At 62.5% G+C, this 14,328-nt stretch carries 13 protein-coding genes; 8 read left to right on the top strand and 5 right to left on the bottom strand.

Annotated features, from left to right (window positions below; all coding sequences use genetic code 11):
• Positions 1 to 46: 46 nt before the first annotated feature.
• The 3 genes from ACFQ2S_RS10345 to ACFQ2S_RS10335 form a co-directional block, all read right to left on the bottom strand.
• Positions 47 to 1,288: a flagellin N-terminal helical domain-containing protein gene (locus ACFQ2S_RS10345; RefSeq protein WP_386074385.1), complete on the bottom strand. Its 1,242-nt coding sequence runs from the start codon at positions 1,286 to 1,288 to the stop codon at positions 47 to 49.
• Positions 1,289 to 1,501: 213 nt separating this feature from the next.
• Positions 1,502 to 1,846, bottom strand: coding sequence for a hypothetical protein (locus tag ACFQ2S_RS10340; protein WP_386074384.1), 345 nt, complete (start codon positions 1,844 to 1,846; stop codon positions 1,502 to 1,504).
• Positions 1,836 to 2,129, bottom strand: a complete 294-nt coding sequence (locus ACFQ2S_RS10335; RefSeq protein WP_386074388.1) for a rod-binding protein — start codon at positions 2,127 to 2,129, stop codon at positions 1,836 to 1,838. Before ACFQ2S_RS10335 ends, ACFQ2S_RS10340 begins: the two co-directional genes overlap by 11 nt.
• Positions 2,130 to 2,245: 116 nt before the next feature.
• Between ACFQ2S_RS10335 and ACFQ2S_RS10330 the strand changes: the two genes are divergently transcribed.
• Together ACFQ2S_RS10330 and ACFQ2S_RS10325 are read left to right on the top strand one after the other, a co-directional pair.
• On the top strand, positions 2,246 to 4,705 hold the full coding sequence (locus tag ACFQ2S_RS10330) for a flagellar hook-length control protein FliK (protein ID WP_386074383.1): 2,460 nt from the start codon (positions 2,246 to 2,248) through the stop codon (positions 4,703 to 4,705).
• 7 nt (positions 4,706 to 4,712) lie between these two features.
• Positions 4,713 to 5,384, top strand: coding sequence for a flagellar hook capping FlgD N-terminal domain-containing protein (locus ACFQ2S_RS10325; RefSeq protein WP_386074382.1), 672 nt, complete (start codon positions 4,713 to 4,715; stop codon positions 5,382 to 5,384).
• Positions 5,385 to 5,403: 19 nt separating this feature from the next.
• Here the strand turns inward: ACFQ2S_RS10325 and ubiB are convergent, their stop codons facing one another.
• Together ubiB and ubiE are read right to left on the bottom strand one after the other, a co-directional pair.
• Positions 5,404 to 6,936: a 2-polyprenylphenol 6-hydroxylase gene (gene ubiB / locus ACFQ2S_RS10320; RefSeq protein ID WP_386074381.1), complete on the bottom strand. Its 1,533-nt coding sequence runs from the start codon at positions 6,934 to 6,936 to the stop codon at positions 5,404 to 5,406.
• Between the two features lie 4 nt (positions 6,937 to 6,940).
• The gene (gene ubiE / locus ACFQ2S_RS10315; protein WP_386074380.1) at positions 6,941 to 7,693 is read right to left on the bottom strand and encodes a bifunctional demethylmenaquinone methyltransferase/2-methoxy-6-polyprenyl-1,4-benzoquinol methylase UbiE; all 753 of its coding nucleotides are present in this window, start codon (positions 7,691 to 7,693) and stop codon (positions 6,941 to 6,943) included.
• Between the two features lie 92 nt (positions 7,694 to 7,785).
• Between ubiE and mutM the strand changes: the two genes are divergently transcribed.
• From mutM to recF, 6 genes are all read left to right on the top strand, one after another.
• Positions 7,786 to 8,637: a bifunctional DNA-formamidopyrimidine glycosylase/DNA-(apurinic or apyrimidinic site) lyase gene (gene mutM, locus ACFQ2S_RS10310; RefSeq protein ID WP_386074379.1), complete on the top strand. Its 852-nt coding sequence runs from the start codon at positions 7,786 to 7,788 to the stop codon at positions 8,635 to 8,637.
• Positions 8,638 to 8,701: 64 nt separating this feature from the next.
• On the top strand, positions 8,702 to 9,478 hold the full coding sequence (locus ACFQ2S_RS10305) for an enoyl-CoA hydratase (protein WP_089233766.1): 777 nt from the start codon (positions 8,702 to 8,704) through the stop codon (positions 9,476 to 9,478).
• 87 nt (positions 9,479 to 9,565) lie between these two features.
• Positions 9,566 to 9,832 carry a 30S ribosomal protein S20 gene (rpsT, locus tag ACFQ2S_RS10300; protein ID WP_089233765.1) on the top strand — a complete coding sequence of 89 codons (267 nt, stop codon included), beginning with the start codon at positions 9,566 to 9,568 and terminating at the stop codon, positions 9,830 to 9,832.
• Positions 9,833 to 10,400: 568 nt separating this feature from the next.
• The gene (gene dnaA, locus ACFQ2S_RS10295) at positions 10,401 to 11,837 is read left to right on the top strand and encodes a chromosomal replication initiator protein DnaA (protein WP_386074387.1); all 1,437 of its coding nucleotides are present in this window, start codon (positions 10,401 to 10,403) and stop codon (positions 11,835 to 11,837) included.
• 105 nt (positions 11,838 to 11,942) lie between these two features.
• The gene (gene dnaN / locus ACFQ2S_RS10290) at positions 11,943 to 13,061 is read left to right on the top strand and encodes a DNA polymerase III subunit beta (RefSeq protein ID WP_386074378.1); all 1,119 of its coding nucleotides are present in this window, start codon (positions 11,943 to 11,945) and stop codon (positions 13,059 to 13,061) included.
• Positions 13,062 to 13,122: 61 nt separating this feature from the next.
• Complete coding sequence (gene recF / locus ACFQ2S_RS10285; RefSeq protein WP_386074377.1) at positions 13,123 to 14,229, top strand: DNA replication/repair protein RecF; 1,107 nt, start codon at positions 13,123 to 13,125, stop codon at positions 14,227 to 14,229.
• Positions 14,230 to 14,328: the final 99 nt, after the last annotated feature.

Genomic DNA, 14,328 nt, shown 5'->3' with positions numbered 1-14,328 from the left:
AGATGGAACCAAGGCGGGTCATGCACTAACAATCAAACCGGACCAGTCAGATCAGGCTCCCCAGCGACTGGTTCGCGATCGACAGCGACTGGATCCCGAGTTGCTGTTGAACCTGCAGCGCTTGCAGCTTGGCCGAGGCTTCCTCCATGTCTGCGTCGACCATCGAGCCGATGCCGGATTTCAGGGAATCCGTGAGGTTGCTGATGAAGGAGGCTTGAGTCTCGATGCGCCCTTCCACCGAACCGAAAGCGGCCGCTGCGTCGATGCCGGCCTGAATCAGGGTCTCGATGGTTCCAAGCGCATTTACTGCGCCGGTGGCGTCCGACACGTCAATCGTGGAAAGCGCGCCTAGCCCACCGGAACCGGCGTTGGTGAATTGACCAGAAATGGTCAGGTCGGCGAGCGTCGCGAATACTTCCGGCGGACCGGCAGAATAGGCAGCAGCTTCGGACGAAATATCGAGCTGTGCATCATTGGTACCATCGTCGGCCGTGAAGTCGACCTTCAAACCGACAATCCCGAGCCCGTCGATCTTGGATTTCAGCGAGGCTGCGATCAAGTCATGGGTCTTGGAGGCAGCGACCTCGTCAGCCGTCACGGTGTGGGACACCGTCTGGTCTCCGATCGAAATGGAGATCTTGTCGCCGGCCGCATAGGTTATGTCCGCGATTTCAACAGTCTCGGCAGTTGTCGACCCTTGGGCGAGCGTGGTGGCGAAGGTATCCGCGTTGGTCGAGACGCCGTCGGAAGCGGTGAATGCCGCTTTTGCAGTGTAACCGCCGGTAGAAAGGTTCTGTGCCGTGACGTTAATCGACGACGACGTCACCCCACCGGAGGCATCCCGGTCCAGAGAGGCGAGGATATCGGCGCTTGCCGTACTGCCGTCCACCAGGTTCAGACCGTTGAACTGGGCCGCGCTGACGACAGAATCGATCTGATCCTTCAGCGCATCGATATCGGTCTGGATCTTGGTGCGATCGACGTTGTCTTCCCGGGCGGCGACGATCTTTTCCTTCATCTGCGTCAGGAGGTCGGTCACCGTCTCCGATGCCTGGCGGGCCACTGCGACGGTCGACTCACCCAGCGACAGACTGTCGGAAATGGCTTGGAAACCAAGCACGTCGGACTCCATTACCTTGGAGATTGCCCAGATCGCGGAGTTGTCCTTTGCGGACGCCACAGACTTGCCGGTGGAAATCTCGGACTGCACCTGATTGAGATTGCTGTTGATACCTTTCAGGGTCTGCAGGGCGACCATCGAGCTGGTGTTGGTAAGAATGCTGGTCATATTCCATGTATCCTTTCGAAACGGCGCTTCACGCCGGGAACCCGACCGCCGGAATTGCCCGGCGGCTCAAATGGCCTTCTCTGCCCTGCGAACGGTCGATTGATCGTTCACGCCACCTCTTCGGAAGTGCGGATGAAGGTTTGGCTGAAGGTCCCTAAGAGAGTGCTAAAGCGGGAACTCGCCCTGCGCAGCATTTAGCTACAAGTCGACGCATCACGCGCGCCGCTCGACATTCACGTTGCCACCGATCAGGTTCCTTCGCTCTCCACCATGTGTGTAGGTTTCGAGCCTGTTTGCGGCCTGACGGACGTCCTCAAGACGCTTGCGGGCGGCTGCGACCCCCGCAAGCGCGGCCTCAAGAAGCTCGTGATTGCGCCGCGCCTCGCGTCTCAGGTCCGCCAAAGCCTCCCGATCTCCGACTTCGATTTGCTGCAGGACTTTCGCCAGATTCGCACGGCGGGTCGTCAACTCACCCATCTCCGACAGACGCCCTTGCAGTAACGCGTCGCGCTCATCGCGCAGGTGATTTCGCAGCCGTGCAACCACATCATCCGACATCAGCCGACTCCTTCAGAGCGTCGAAAATAGCTTCGGCCAATCCGATACCGCCATGGGCGGCTATCTCCTGGGCCTGGACGTCGCGAAGGAAACTGGAGAATTGCTCCTCTCCAATCCCTCCTCCAAACGTACCCGACGTCTCGCCCAGGCCTGCATGACCAAGCATTTCCGAAAGGAAGGACGACTCAAGATCACGGGCGACCCTTCTTAGATCCGAGTTGTCCGAGTCGACCGACGGCAAAGCTCGGTGCGTGACCTGGGAAGTGTCTAAAATTTTCTGCATTTCCATCTGGGGCTCACTTCGAAGTGGTTCGGTATTCATGAGTTACTTCGAGGCGAGTAAAGGATCGGTAACCCAAGACATGCATTGTCCCGAGAGAGAAGTAGCCCGGGATCGCAATGCAAAACGTCCTCCATCCTTCGCACGTTCGACTCGCCGGAACACCGGGAAAGACGCTCCCGAGTGGCGAGACTGCCGTCCCCGGACCGGCCGGCCAAACCTTCGCACTGCATCTCCATCGACTGGATGTCCCGACGACAGAGGTTCATCGTGCCGGTCAGGCAACGGACGGCACTCACGCCACTGTGGTCAGAACTCCGACAAGTGAAGTGAACTCTGCGCATGTTGAGCAGCTCTCCGAAAACCCTCACGATCCTGTGCCTCAATTGGCCGGCGCGACTGCGCCAGCAGGCAGACAAAGAGATCGTGTTACCTCGATTGTCGAGGGGCTGGGTTCTCTGCCGGGCGATACCCTGCACTTTGGCATTGCCAAAGTCAGCACCACATCTTTGGCTCGTCCTCTGGCAGCGACCGAGGCAGATTTGGAGAGCGTGTCGAAAGGGCAATCGACCGGGCCGGTGGCCGAAGTATCAAATGCGGGAGTCGCGCAATCGGATTTCCGGTTTCTGTCCTCGCTGCGAGCGCAGATCATTCTGGCGCCGGAAATCGGCTCGAAAGACGGTGTCCTTAACCTTTCGGAATTGGTCGCTGAAGCATCAACGAATGCAGCATCTTTCGAAGCACCTGGTGATGACTGCGTGATCCCGGAACAGCGTTCAAGTCGTAGGTGGAACCACCTGGAAACACCGGAAGGTCTCATCGCAAGCGCCGTCGCTCCCAATCAATCGAATGGCCGTGAAACGATGTCGGAAACCCTTGGATCAGACAGACCTGAAATGGTGGAGGCGGTTGCTTCGCAGGGCTTGGAGCGGCTGGCCATGCCGCTTCGTACACCGGGCGCGACCAGGGAAATGGATAGCCCCCGAAACCACATTGCCGAGGGGAACCAGCAAGGCGCGACCCGGCGGCTCGACGCCCTCGGCGACTCTGGCCCATCGATAGCAGTGGAAAATGCGTCGATCAGTTCCAAAAACCTGATGTCGGACGCACTGACAATGAAATCTGCCCCGCCTGGCTTTCCGCCACACGCAAGCCCTTTGGGTATAATCGCGGACGCCAGCGCATCTGCAACGGTCCCAACCGGATCAGCGCAGGGAGAAGAGACCGGGGCGCCACACTCCGCCCAGGCAAGACCACCCGTCGAAGCCTCGCGGACGTCTGAAGCGGGTATCAATGCCATCGCCGGTCCGAGGGTCGATCAGGTCAATAGTTCCGACATGGACGATGTTCAAAGGTCCGTGTCTACAAACGTCTCAAGTGGGCAATTTCCATCGGCCGCAGCGTCAAGGAAAAACCCCGAGTTGGCACAGCCCGGCTTGACGGCCGTCTCGCCTGAAGTCCTGACCGCCGGTCGGTTACCAGCTCAGCCCGGAGTCTACACGTCGCTCCACGAATTTGGCCGACAAACCGACTCACCGGCGAAACATATCCTCGACGCGCTTGGTTCTGAGGGAGCAGCCCTGCTCTCGACTGACGACGTCGGCGATCGCCTTTATTCATTCACCAGCATCCGCCGGACCTCCACGTTGCCCGGCTTTTCCGGGGACCTTGACGTTTCCAGCCTCCGGGCCGACCGAGCAAGTCACGACAATCTGGACGCCCTTGCCTCGAACCCGCAAATTGCCGGGCGCTTCAATCAGCCGTTTGAAGAGACAGCCCTACGAGAGCAGACCATCGCCGTCTCTCGGCAACCGACCTTCAAGACCGAACCATCCATGATGGAGCGCGAGAGCGTTGTTGCCGCTGACATGGCGGACACTTCCGCCACGTTCCGCGGCGTTGACAAGGCAAACCGAGATCCGATCGATCCAGCGACCCGGCCGACAACTGTCGCGACCATCAGCTGGGCCGCACCAGCCCTCAAGGCGTATCAAGAGACCGAAGCACCTTCTCTGAACAATGAGACGGCTACGAAAGCTGAAGCAGAGGCCCCATGGAAGGACCTGATCGTTCGAGACCTCGCACCTGGAGTGGAAGGAACTGGTCCGCGATTTGCAGTACAGACGACGGCCGCCTTCAACGCTTCGAGCGGCAGTGCGGCATCGGCCAGCATCGCTGGTCAAAGCACCGCCGTTCAGATTGCGGAAGCGTCCCGTGGCACGTCCGACGGCACGCTGGATATCCAGCTGGCTCCCGAAGAACTTGGTCGCGTGAAGATATCCTTCAACTCCCATGAAACCGGCCTCTCCGTTTCGATCCAGGCGGAGCGACCTGAGACTGTGGATTTGATCCGCCGTCACCTTAATGATCTGATTCGCGAATTGAGAGCCCAGGGATTGGAGCCCGCATCCGTCGATGTCGACTCGTCCAGATCGGAGAATTTCCAGGGCTCGGATAGCTCCATGAGCGGACACAGCGTTCCGGACGGCGAAACCGTCAGTCAGATCGATACTCCCCATGCAACCGACCATCGCGGGCGCCGAAATCAGGCGTCGGACGGCTTGGATCTGAGATTATGAGGGCCCAATGGACGCAGTTTCCTCAAGTACAACCGCAACGACCTCCACTACGAGCACGAATTCTTCGGGCAACCTGACGAGCGCGGTTTCCTCGGATTTCGAAACGTTTCTGAAAATGCTGACGGTTCAGCTCCAGAATCAGGATCCGCTCAACCCTCTCGATTCGAACGATTACGCGGTGCAACTCGCTACGTTCTCTGGCGTTGAACAGCAGGTCAGGACCAACGATCTGCTCTCCGCGATGCTCGAGCAATCCACCTCCGAGGACATGGCACGCATGGGAGAGTGGGTTGGGCAGACGGTACGGGTTGAAGCCGACGCCTTTTTCGAAGGCTCTCCGATCACCGTCGCGCCGTCGCCGGCGAATGGCGCCGACCATGCGGAACTGGTGATCCGCGATGCCTACGGGCTGGAAAGAAACCGGTTCTCGATTTTGCTCGACGGCACGCCGGTGGAGTGGTCCGGAATCGACAGCAGGGGCGCGACCGTGGGCTGGGGCAGCTACTCGTTCCAGGTTGAAAGCTACGATGCAAACGACACGCTGATGGCGCGGAGCGATGCGGAAATCTACGCCGAGGTCGTGGAGGCCAGGACCGACGGCAGGTCGGTCTCCCTCGTCCTGTCCGGTGGCACGGAGGTCGCCTCGTCACTGGTCACGGCGATCCGCGTTCCGTACTGAGTGCGGCCGGAAGATGAGGTCAGAGCAAGGATTGGATCCAGCCGGACAGCACGGCCACCCCAGCCCCTGCGGCAAACCAGGCAAAGCTGCGCGCCGGGTGAGATCGCTTCTCTTCGGGGGGAGGCGGCGCGGATTGCCGGGCCAGCGCGTCCTCGGCCAATTGCGGCAGACGCGGCGTGAAACGCGACAGAACGATTGCCGTCCGACTCAGATCGCGCAGGAACGCCTTTGGTCCGATGCTGTCCTTGATGTAATCCTCGACCACGGGCTGCGCGACATCCCACATATTGATCTGCGGATAGAGCGTGCGCGACACGCCTTCGACGACAACCATGGTCCGTTGGAGGTGGATCAGCTCGATTCGCGTTTCCATGCCGAAGCGTTCGGTCACCTCAAACAGGTACGACAGCACCCGCCCCATTGAGATGTCGCCAGCCGACATGCCGAAAATCGGCTCGCCGACGACCCTCAAGGCGCTCGCGAATTCATCAATGTCTCGGTCCGCTGGAACGTAGCCCGCCTCGAAATGCACCTCCGCGACGCGCCGGTAATCCTTCTTGATGAAGCCGAAGATGATCTCGGCATAGACCCGCCGGGTGTAGGCGTCGAGGCGCCCCATGATCCCGAAGTCGAGCGCGATGACGTCGCCATTCGGCGCGATCTTCAGGTTCCCCTGGTGCATGTCGGCGTGAAAGAAGCCATCGCGCAACGCATGGCGCAAGAACAAGGACAGGATCCGCTCGCCAAGCGCCTTGCGGTCATGGCCGGCCGCAATGATCCCGTCCATATCGTTCGCGGACAGACCCTCTGCCCAGTCAAGCGTCATGATCCGGCGGTCGGAGAGTTCCCAGTGCATCCGCGGCACACGGAACCCGGCGTCCCCCCGGGTGCTCGCTTCGAACTCCGACGCCGAAGCGGATTCGAGACGGAGATCCAACTCGCCGCGCACGGATCCTTCGAAATGTTCGATCACCGCGCGAGGATGCAGGCGTCGGGACGAGGGGGAAAGGGTCTCGATGATCCAGGCTGCCAGGTAGAAGGCGTCGAAATCCCGGCGAAACGCCTGCTCGATGCCCGGGCGCAGAACCTTGACCGCGACCTCCTCGCCCGTCTCCGCAACGCGGGCGCGATGGACCTGGGCAATGGAGGCGGCCGCGATGGGTTCGGAGAACTCCAAGAAGACCTCATCGACCTTGACCCCCAGTTCACGTTCGATCGACGCAACCGCCACGGCACGCGGGAACGGGGGCATCCGATCCTGCAGGATCTTCAGCTGGAGCGACAGGTCATCGCCGACCACATCGGGCCGGGTAGACAGGATCTGCCCGAGCTTCACATAGGCCGGCCCCATCGCCTGCAGCGCCCGCAGAAGCGGCGGCAGCGTTGGGTCGCCCTTGCGCCCCATCCAGGCAAAGGTCCAGCCGACGGTGCGCGACACGATCCGGACCGCCGGCGGCGCGTTGAACGCTTCCAGCACGACACCCATAGCGCCGGTTCGCTGGAAGGTGGCGCCGGTCCGGATCAGCCGCCAGATGTTGTGAGGGCCGCGCAAGGGGTCAGATCTTCCAGCCGGAGTGTAGGGCCACGATCCCCATCGACATATTGCGATACTTCACCTGCTCGAAGCCCGCATTGCGGATCATCTCGGCGAAGCGCTCCTGGTTGGGGAACTTGCGGATCGATTCGACGAGGTACTGATAGCTGTCGCGATCGTTGGCCACGATCTGCCCCATCGGCGGGATGACGTTGTAGGAATAGCGGTCGTAGGCCCATTGCAGCGCCGGGTTCGGAAGCTGCGAGAATTCGAGGTTCATCAGCCGGCCACCGGGCTTCAGGACCCGATAGGCCTCGGCCAGCGCATCCTCGATCCGCGTGACGTTGCGGGTGCCGAAGCTGTTGGTGACCACGTCGAAGGAGGCGTCCTCGAACGGCAGGTCCATCGCGTCGCCGACGATCCAGTCGAGCTGGTCGGCGAGGCGCTCTGCCTCGGCGCGTTTGCGCCCTTCCTCCAGCATGTCGGCGGTCATGTCGCAGACCACAGCCGACGCGCCCGGCGCGCGTTTGAGGAAGCGGAAGGCGATGTCGCCGGTTCCCCCGGCGACGTCGAGCAACCGCTGGCCATCGCGCGGGGCGAGCCAGTCCATCATCGCGTCCTTCCAGACGCGATGGATGCCGACGCTCATCAGGTCGTTCATCAGATCGTAACGCGAGGCGACGGAGGAAAAGACGCCTTCGACAAGGCCTTTCTTCTCGTCTTCGGGCACGGTGCGGTCGCCGAAATGGGTGGTTCTGGTCGAGTCGTTGCTCATGGGACTTGCCCCCGGTCGTTTCCCCCTTCTTATAGGGCGCTGCCGGGGGGTTACAATGCACCCTGCCGGCGACTGCGGCGAAGGGGACCAGCATGCCGGAGCTTCCGGAAGTCGAGACGGTGCGGCGCGGCCTCGAGCCAGCGATGAGCGGCGCGACGATTTCGCGGGCGGAACTGCGCCGCGCGGGGCTGCGCTGGCCATTTCCGGACGGCATGGCCGAGCGGTTGACCGGCCAGCCCGTGCTGCGCCTGCGTCGACGATCGAAATACATTCTCGCCGATCTCGGCAGCGGCGAGACACTGCTGATCCACCTCGGCATGTCGGGCCGGATGACCGTCGCGGGCGACGTGCCGGGCCTGTTCGTGCGCAGCCTGGAGCCTTTGGAGAAACACGACCACGTCGTGCTCGAGATGGACAACGGAGCTCGCATCACCTTCAACGATGCGCGACGGTTCGGCGCCATGGACCTCGTCGACACGCTGCAGGCCGACGCGCACCCGCTGCTCGCCAGCCTCGGCCCTGAACCGTTGGGAAACAGCTTCGACGAAAGCTACCTCGCCGCGGCGCTTCACGGCCGCCGGACACCGATCAAGAGCGCACTGCTCGACCAGCGTCTGGTGGCTGGACTGGGCAATATCTATGTGTGCGAGGTCCTGCACCGGACCGGCATCTCCCCAACCCGGCGCGCCAATCGGATCGCGCCGAAACGTGTCGCCACTCTGGTTCCGGCGATCCGGGAGGTGCTGACGGAAGCGATCGCGGCCGGGGGCTCCAGCCTGCGCGACCACCGGCAGGCGGATGGCGATCTGGGGTATTTCCAGCACGCCTTCCGGGTCTACGGCCGCGAGGGCGAAGCCTGCGCGACACCCGGCTGCGACGGCACGGTCAGACGTGTCGTCCAATCGGGCAGATCCAGCTTCTACTGCCCAAACTGCCAAAGATAGCTTGATTGCGGCTCACAGGGTGGTAAGCCTTCCTTCCTGTGAAATCACAGAAAGGCTCGGCCGCATGGCTTTCGAGACACTGATTGTCGAAATCTCCGATCATATCTGCCTGATCAGGCTGAACCGCCCCGAAGCCCTGAACGCGCTGAACACCCAGCTGCTCGGCGAATTGGGGCAGGCACTCCGCGAGGCGGAAGAGAACGAGAAGGTCCGCTGCATCGTCCTGACGGGTTCCGAGAAGGCTTTCGCCGCCGGCGCCGACATTGCAGAAATGTCGCAGCAGTCTTTCGTGGAGGTTTTCGGCTCCGACCTTTTCGGCGCGGAAGCCGAGGCGATTCTGCGGTGCCGCAAGCCGATCATAGCGGCGGTGGCCGGCTATGCCCTGGGAGGCGGTTGCGAGCTTGCGATGATGTGCGACTTCATCATCGCGGCCGACACCGCCAAGTTCGGACAGCCCGAGATCAACCTCGGCGTCGTCGCAGGCATGGGCGGCACCCAGCGGCTGACGCGATTCGTCGGCAAGTCCAAATCCATGGACATGCACCTGACCGGTCGTTTCATGGACGCAGAGGAAGCCGAGAAATCCGGCCTCGTGTCACGCGTCGTGCCGGCCAAGAAGCTGATGGAAGAGGCCATGGGCGCGGCGGCCAAGATCGCCCGCAAATCGGCGCTCACCACCATGGCAGTAAAGGAAGCGGTCAACCGCAGCTATGAAATGCCGCTGCGCGAGGGCCTTTTGTTCGAACGGCGGCTGTTCCACGCGCTGTTTGCGACCGAAGACCAGAAGGAAGGCATGGGCGCTTTCCTGGAGAAGCGCGAGGCGCAGTTCCGCGACAAATAAGTGGCACAACCGGGTTGACTCGTCCCGGCAAGCCGCCTAGAGACGCGGCTTCAAGAACGTAATCACCGACATTCGGAACCCGATCATATGGCAAATACGCCCCAGTCCAAGAAGCGCGCCCGCCAGAATGAACGGCGCTATGCCGTAAACAAGGCGCGCCGGTCGCGCATCCGCACGTTCCTCCGGAACGTCGAGGAAGCGATCGCCTCCGGGGACCAGGAGGCCGCTGCCGCAGCCCTTCGTGCCGCTCAGCCCGAGCTGATGCGCGGCGTGACCAAGGGTATTCTGCACAAGAACACCGTGGCACGGAAAATGTCCCGCCTGTCGTCCCGCGTTAAGGCCATCAGCGCCTGACCGCACTCGACTACCGAAATTGACGGACGCGTCCCCTCTTCGGGGTGCGTCCGTTTTTCGTTTCCGGGTATGTTGTTTCTTTTCAGGGACTTAGTGACATTTTTGGGATTCGCCGCGACAAAGCGTGAGTCAAGATCGAAGTTCAGTTGCGCGATCTGAGCCCCTGTTGCTAGCTTGCTCCTGCGATTCACATCGTCCGGGGGGACATGGATCGATCGCGGCTGACAGGGGTTTTGGGGAAGTTTCCGCTGTCCGTTCGCAAACAGATCGAACGCCTGCTGCACCGGCTCTGCCGCCGGTCAGTGGGAGGGGAAAGGGAAAAAATCGGGTATATCCCGCGCTTTAACCGACCCCATGTCCATAGTGTTTATTACGCGCAGCCGTCCGAAATGGCGGTAACTTGCGTTTTTTCGGGGTCCTCGATCCCGGGAATCCAGTGTTCTGTGGCACTGGAACGATAAGCATCTGCCCCCTGATCATTTGAGCCGCGCCTCCGCCGGGCCCAACCGATTCTCCGAGATCGGCCGGCCATGCGGAAACAAAAAGAATGAAAACGGACAAGGGCACGATGACAAAAGACACCTGGGGACGTGTGCAGCAAGATCTTCTGAAGGCAGTGGGCAAGAACAACTTCGTTACCTGGATCGAGCCGATGGAATTTGATGGCGTTGAAAACGGCATCGCGCGATTCCTCGTGCCAACGAATTTCATCGGTAACTGGGTGTCCCGAAACTTCGGCGAGCAGATTCAGCACCATTTCTCGCGGGCCGGTGAGCCGGTCGAGCGGATCGAATTCAGCGTCGCGGCCGAGCGCCCGGCGAAAGCCGCGAATGCCGGCGCGGATGACGTTGCAAACGAGCCGGAACTGGAACACGCAGCGGCGAAGCCCGTCATGAACGGCCATGTTGCCGCATACGGTCGCAGCTCCGCGTCCCGGCAGTCAGCGAGCGGTTCCGGCATCGAGCTTCCGGGCGCTCCGCTCGACAAGCGTTTCACCTTCGACAGTTTCGTCGTCGGCAAGCCGAACGAGCTGGCCCATGCCGCCGCGCGTCGCGTGGCCGAAGGCGGGCCGGTGAGCTTCAATCCGCTGTTCCTTTATGGCGGCGTCGGTCTCGGCAAGACCCACCTGATGCACGCGATCGCTTGGCACCTGCACACCACCCGGCCCGAGTTGCGCGTGGTCTACCTCTCGGCGGAGCAGTTCATGTACCGCTTCGTGCAGGCACTCCGCGAGAACAGCTCGATGCAGTTCAAGGAAATGTTCCGCTCCGTCGACGTGCTGATGGTCGATGACGTGCAATTCATCGCCGGCAAGGACAGCACCCAGGAAGAGTTCTTCCACACGTTCAATGCGCTGGTGGACCAGAACAAGCAGATCATCATCTCCGCCGACCGTGCGCCGGTCGAGATCAAGAAGCTGGAAGATCGTATCGCGAGCCGCCTGCAGTCCGGCCTTGTGGTCGACCTGCACCCGACCGACTACGAGTTGCGCCTCGGCATCCTGCAGCACAAGGTCGATCAGTATCGCGAGAGCTATCCGGGGCTGAGGATCCAGGACGGGGTCCTCGAGTTCCTCGCGCACCGGATCTCGACCAATGTCCGCGTGCTCGAAGGTGCGCTGACCAAGCTCTTCGCCTTCGGCTCTCTGGTGGGCCGCGAGATCACGCTGGAACTGACCCAGGATTGTCTCGCCGACGTCCTGCGCGCCTCGGACCGCAAGGTTACGGTGGAGGAGATCCAGCGCAAGGTGTCGGAGCATTACAACATGCGCCTGTCCGACATGATCGGCCCCAAGCGCCACCGCACCATCGCCCGCCCCCGCCAGATGGCCATGTATCTCGCCAAGAAACTGACCTCCCGGTCGCTGCCCGAAATCGGCAAGCGGTTCGGCGGTCGCGACCACACGACCGTGATGCATGCCGTGAAGCGGATCGAGGAGCTGAAGGCCGTCGACAACCAGATTGCCGAAGACCTCGAATTGCTGCGACGCATGCTGGAGGCCTGAGGCGCGCTAAACGCTGTTCAAACTGCCGAACTGTGCTCAATATGCACTTGTGCGGCAGGGCGAAAGCGATAGGGTGGCGGTCCCGGTGGAATTGGGAGCGATTGCATGAAAATCAGCATCGAACGCGGCACCCTTCTGAAGGCGGTGTCTCAGGCGCAGTCGGTGGTCGAACGCCGCAATACGATCCCGATCCTGGCCAACGTGCTCATCGAGGCGGAGGGCGACACGGCCAGCTTCCGGGCGACGGATCTCGACATCGAGGTTGTCGACAAGGCGCCCGCGGTCGTGGAGCGCGCCGGTGCGACGACCGTGTCGGCGGTGACCCTGCACGAGATCGTGCGCAAGCTGCCCGACGGCGCGCTGGTCAAGCTTTCCGACGACGGCGCTTCCGGCCGGCTGACGGTCGAAGCGGGTCGCTCGAACTTCACTCTCGCCACGCTGCCGAAAGAAGATTTCCCGGTGATGGCGAGCGCGGAATACACGTCGAACTTTGCCGCGCCGGCTCCGGTACTGCGGCGGCTTTTCGACAAGTCGAAATTCGCGATCTCCACCGAGGAGACGCGCTACTACCTGAACGGCGTTTACATGCATGTGGCCGATGGCGAGGGCGGAAAGGTCCTGCGATGCGTCGCTACCGACGGCCACCGCCTGGCCCGGATCGATGCCGACCTGCCGCCCGGCGCCGAGACAATGCCCGGCGTGATCGTGCCCCGCAAAACGGTGGGCGAGATGCGCAAGCTGCTCGACGATGACGAGGCGCAGATCGCGGTTTCGGTTTCCGAGACCAAGGTCCGTTTCGCCACCCCGGAGATCACCCTGACCTCCAAGGTCATTGACGGCACCTTCCCCGACTACGCGCGCGTCATCCCCGTAGGGAACCCGCGCAAGATGGAAGTCGACGCCAACGAATTCGCCAAGGCGGTGGACCGCGTCGCGACCGTCTCCTCGGAGCGCTCCCGCGCCGTCAAGCTGGCGCTGGACGAGGACCGGCTGGTGCTGTCGGTCAATGCGCCTGACAGTGGTGCGGCCGTCGAAGAACTCCCGGTCGCCTATGGTGACGAGAAGCTGGAGATCGGCTTCAACGCGAAATACCTGCTGGAGATCGCAAGCCAGGTGGACCGCGAGAACGCCGTGTTCATGTTCAACTCCTCCGGCGACCCGACGCTGATGCGCGAGGGATCGGACACCAGCGCCGTCTATGTGGTCATGCCGATGCGCGTCTGATGCACGGCGCGCGGGCTTACAGGTCGCGCCGGGGTATTTTTGCCAAGAAGAAGAGGGTTGAATGACGGGTCTGGCCGTCACCTCTCTGGCGGTTTCGCATTTCCGCTCGCACCGTTCCGCCCGGCTGACGCCGGGAGGCGGGCAGGTTGCTTTGTTCGGACCGAACGGAGCGGGAAAGACCAACCTTCTGGAAGCAGTGTCGATGCTGTCGCCCGGGCGCGGCCTGCGCCGGGCGGCGGCGGAGGAGATGGCGCGACGGCCGGAAGCGCTCGGCTGGAAGATCTCGGCGGAAGTGTCGGTCCTCGGCAAGGTTCACGAGGTCGAAACCTGGTCCGAGGGCGGCGCCGCGCGGCAGGTCAGGATCGACGGGAAGACAGCGACGCAGCTTGCGCTCGGACAGATCGTCCGGGTCGTCTGGCTGGTGCCGGCGATGGACCGGCTCTGGATCGAAGGCGCCGAAGGGCGGCGGCGCTTCCTCGACCGGCTGGTTTTGAGTTTCGAACCCGGGCACGGCGAGGCCGTGCTGACCTACGAAAAGGCGATGCGGGAGCGCAACCGGCTGCTCAAGGACCAGGTGCGTGACGGCGCCTGGTACGATGCGCTGGAAATTCAGATGGCGGAGTCGGGCGCGCAGGTGCAATCCAACCGCCTCGCCGCCCTCAAACGGATCACGGCGGCGCAGCAGGCGGCGCGCACCGCCTTTCCGGCGGCCGATCTGGAACTCGCCGGTCCGGACGGGCCGGAGTTCCCCGTAACTGAGGAGGAGCTGCGGAAGGCTTTGCTGACCAGCCGCCGGGCCGACATGGCCGCGGGCAGGACCCTGGTCGGCCCCCACCGCGCCGATCTCGCCGCACAATATGCCGAAAAGGGGATCGCCGCGCGTCAGAGTTCCACCGGTGAACAGAAGGCGCTGCTTCTGTCGTTGATCCTGTCAAATGCCCGCGCACTTGCGGCGGAGGGCGGAGCCCCGCCGCTCCTGCTGCTCGACGAGGTGGCCGCGCATCTGGACGAGACACGGCGGGCCGCGCTCTACGACGAGATCGCGGCGCTCGGCGTTCAGGCCTGGATGACAGGCACCGGGCGCGAGCTTTTCGCCGAACTCGGTGCGGATGCACACCGGCTGGAAGTGGTCGACGTGGCGGGCATCTCGGAGGTGCGCGGGGGGTAAGCCGGAGCCTGCGCCGCGTTTTTCCCTGCCCCGGCTTCCGGCCCGGCAGGGACCGTGGTGGTGGCGCAAACGGACCCCCAAATCTTGTGTCATTGGCGT

The sequence above is a fragment of the Tropicimonas aquimaris genome (assembly GCF_042676185.1).
GTDB classification, from domain to species: Bacteria; Pseudomonadota; Alphaproteobacteria; order Rhodobacterales; family Rhodobacteraceae; genus Tropicimonas; species Tropicimonas aquimaris.
Note: the sequence above shows the minus strand (reverse complement) of the source record. Positions and strands in the feature narration are given on the sequence as shown.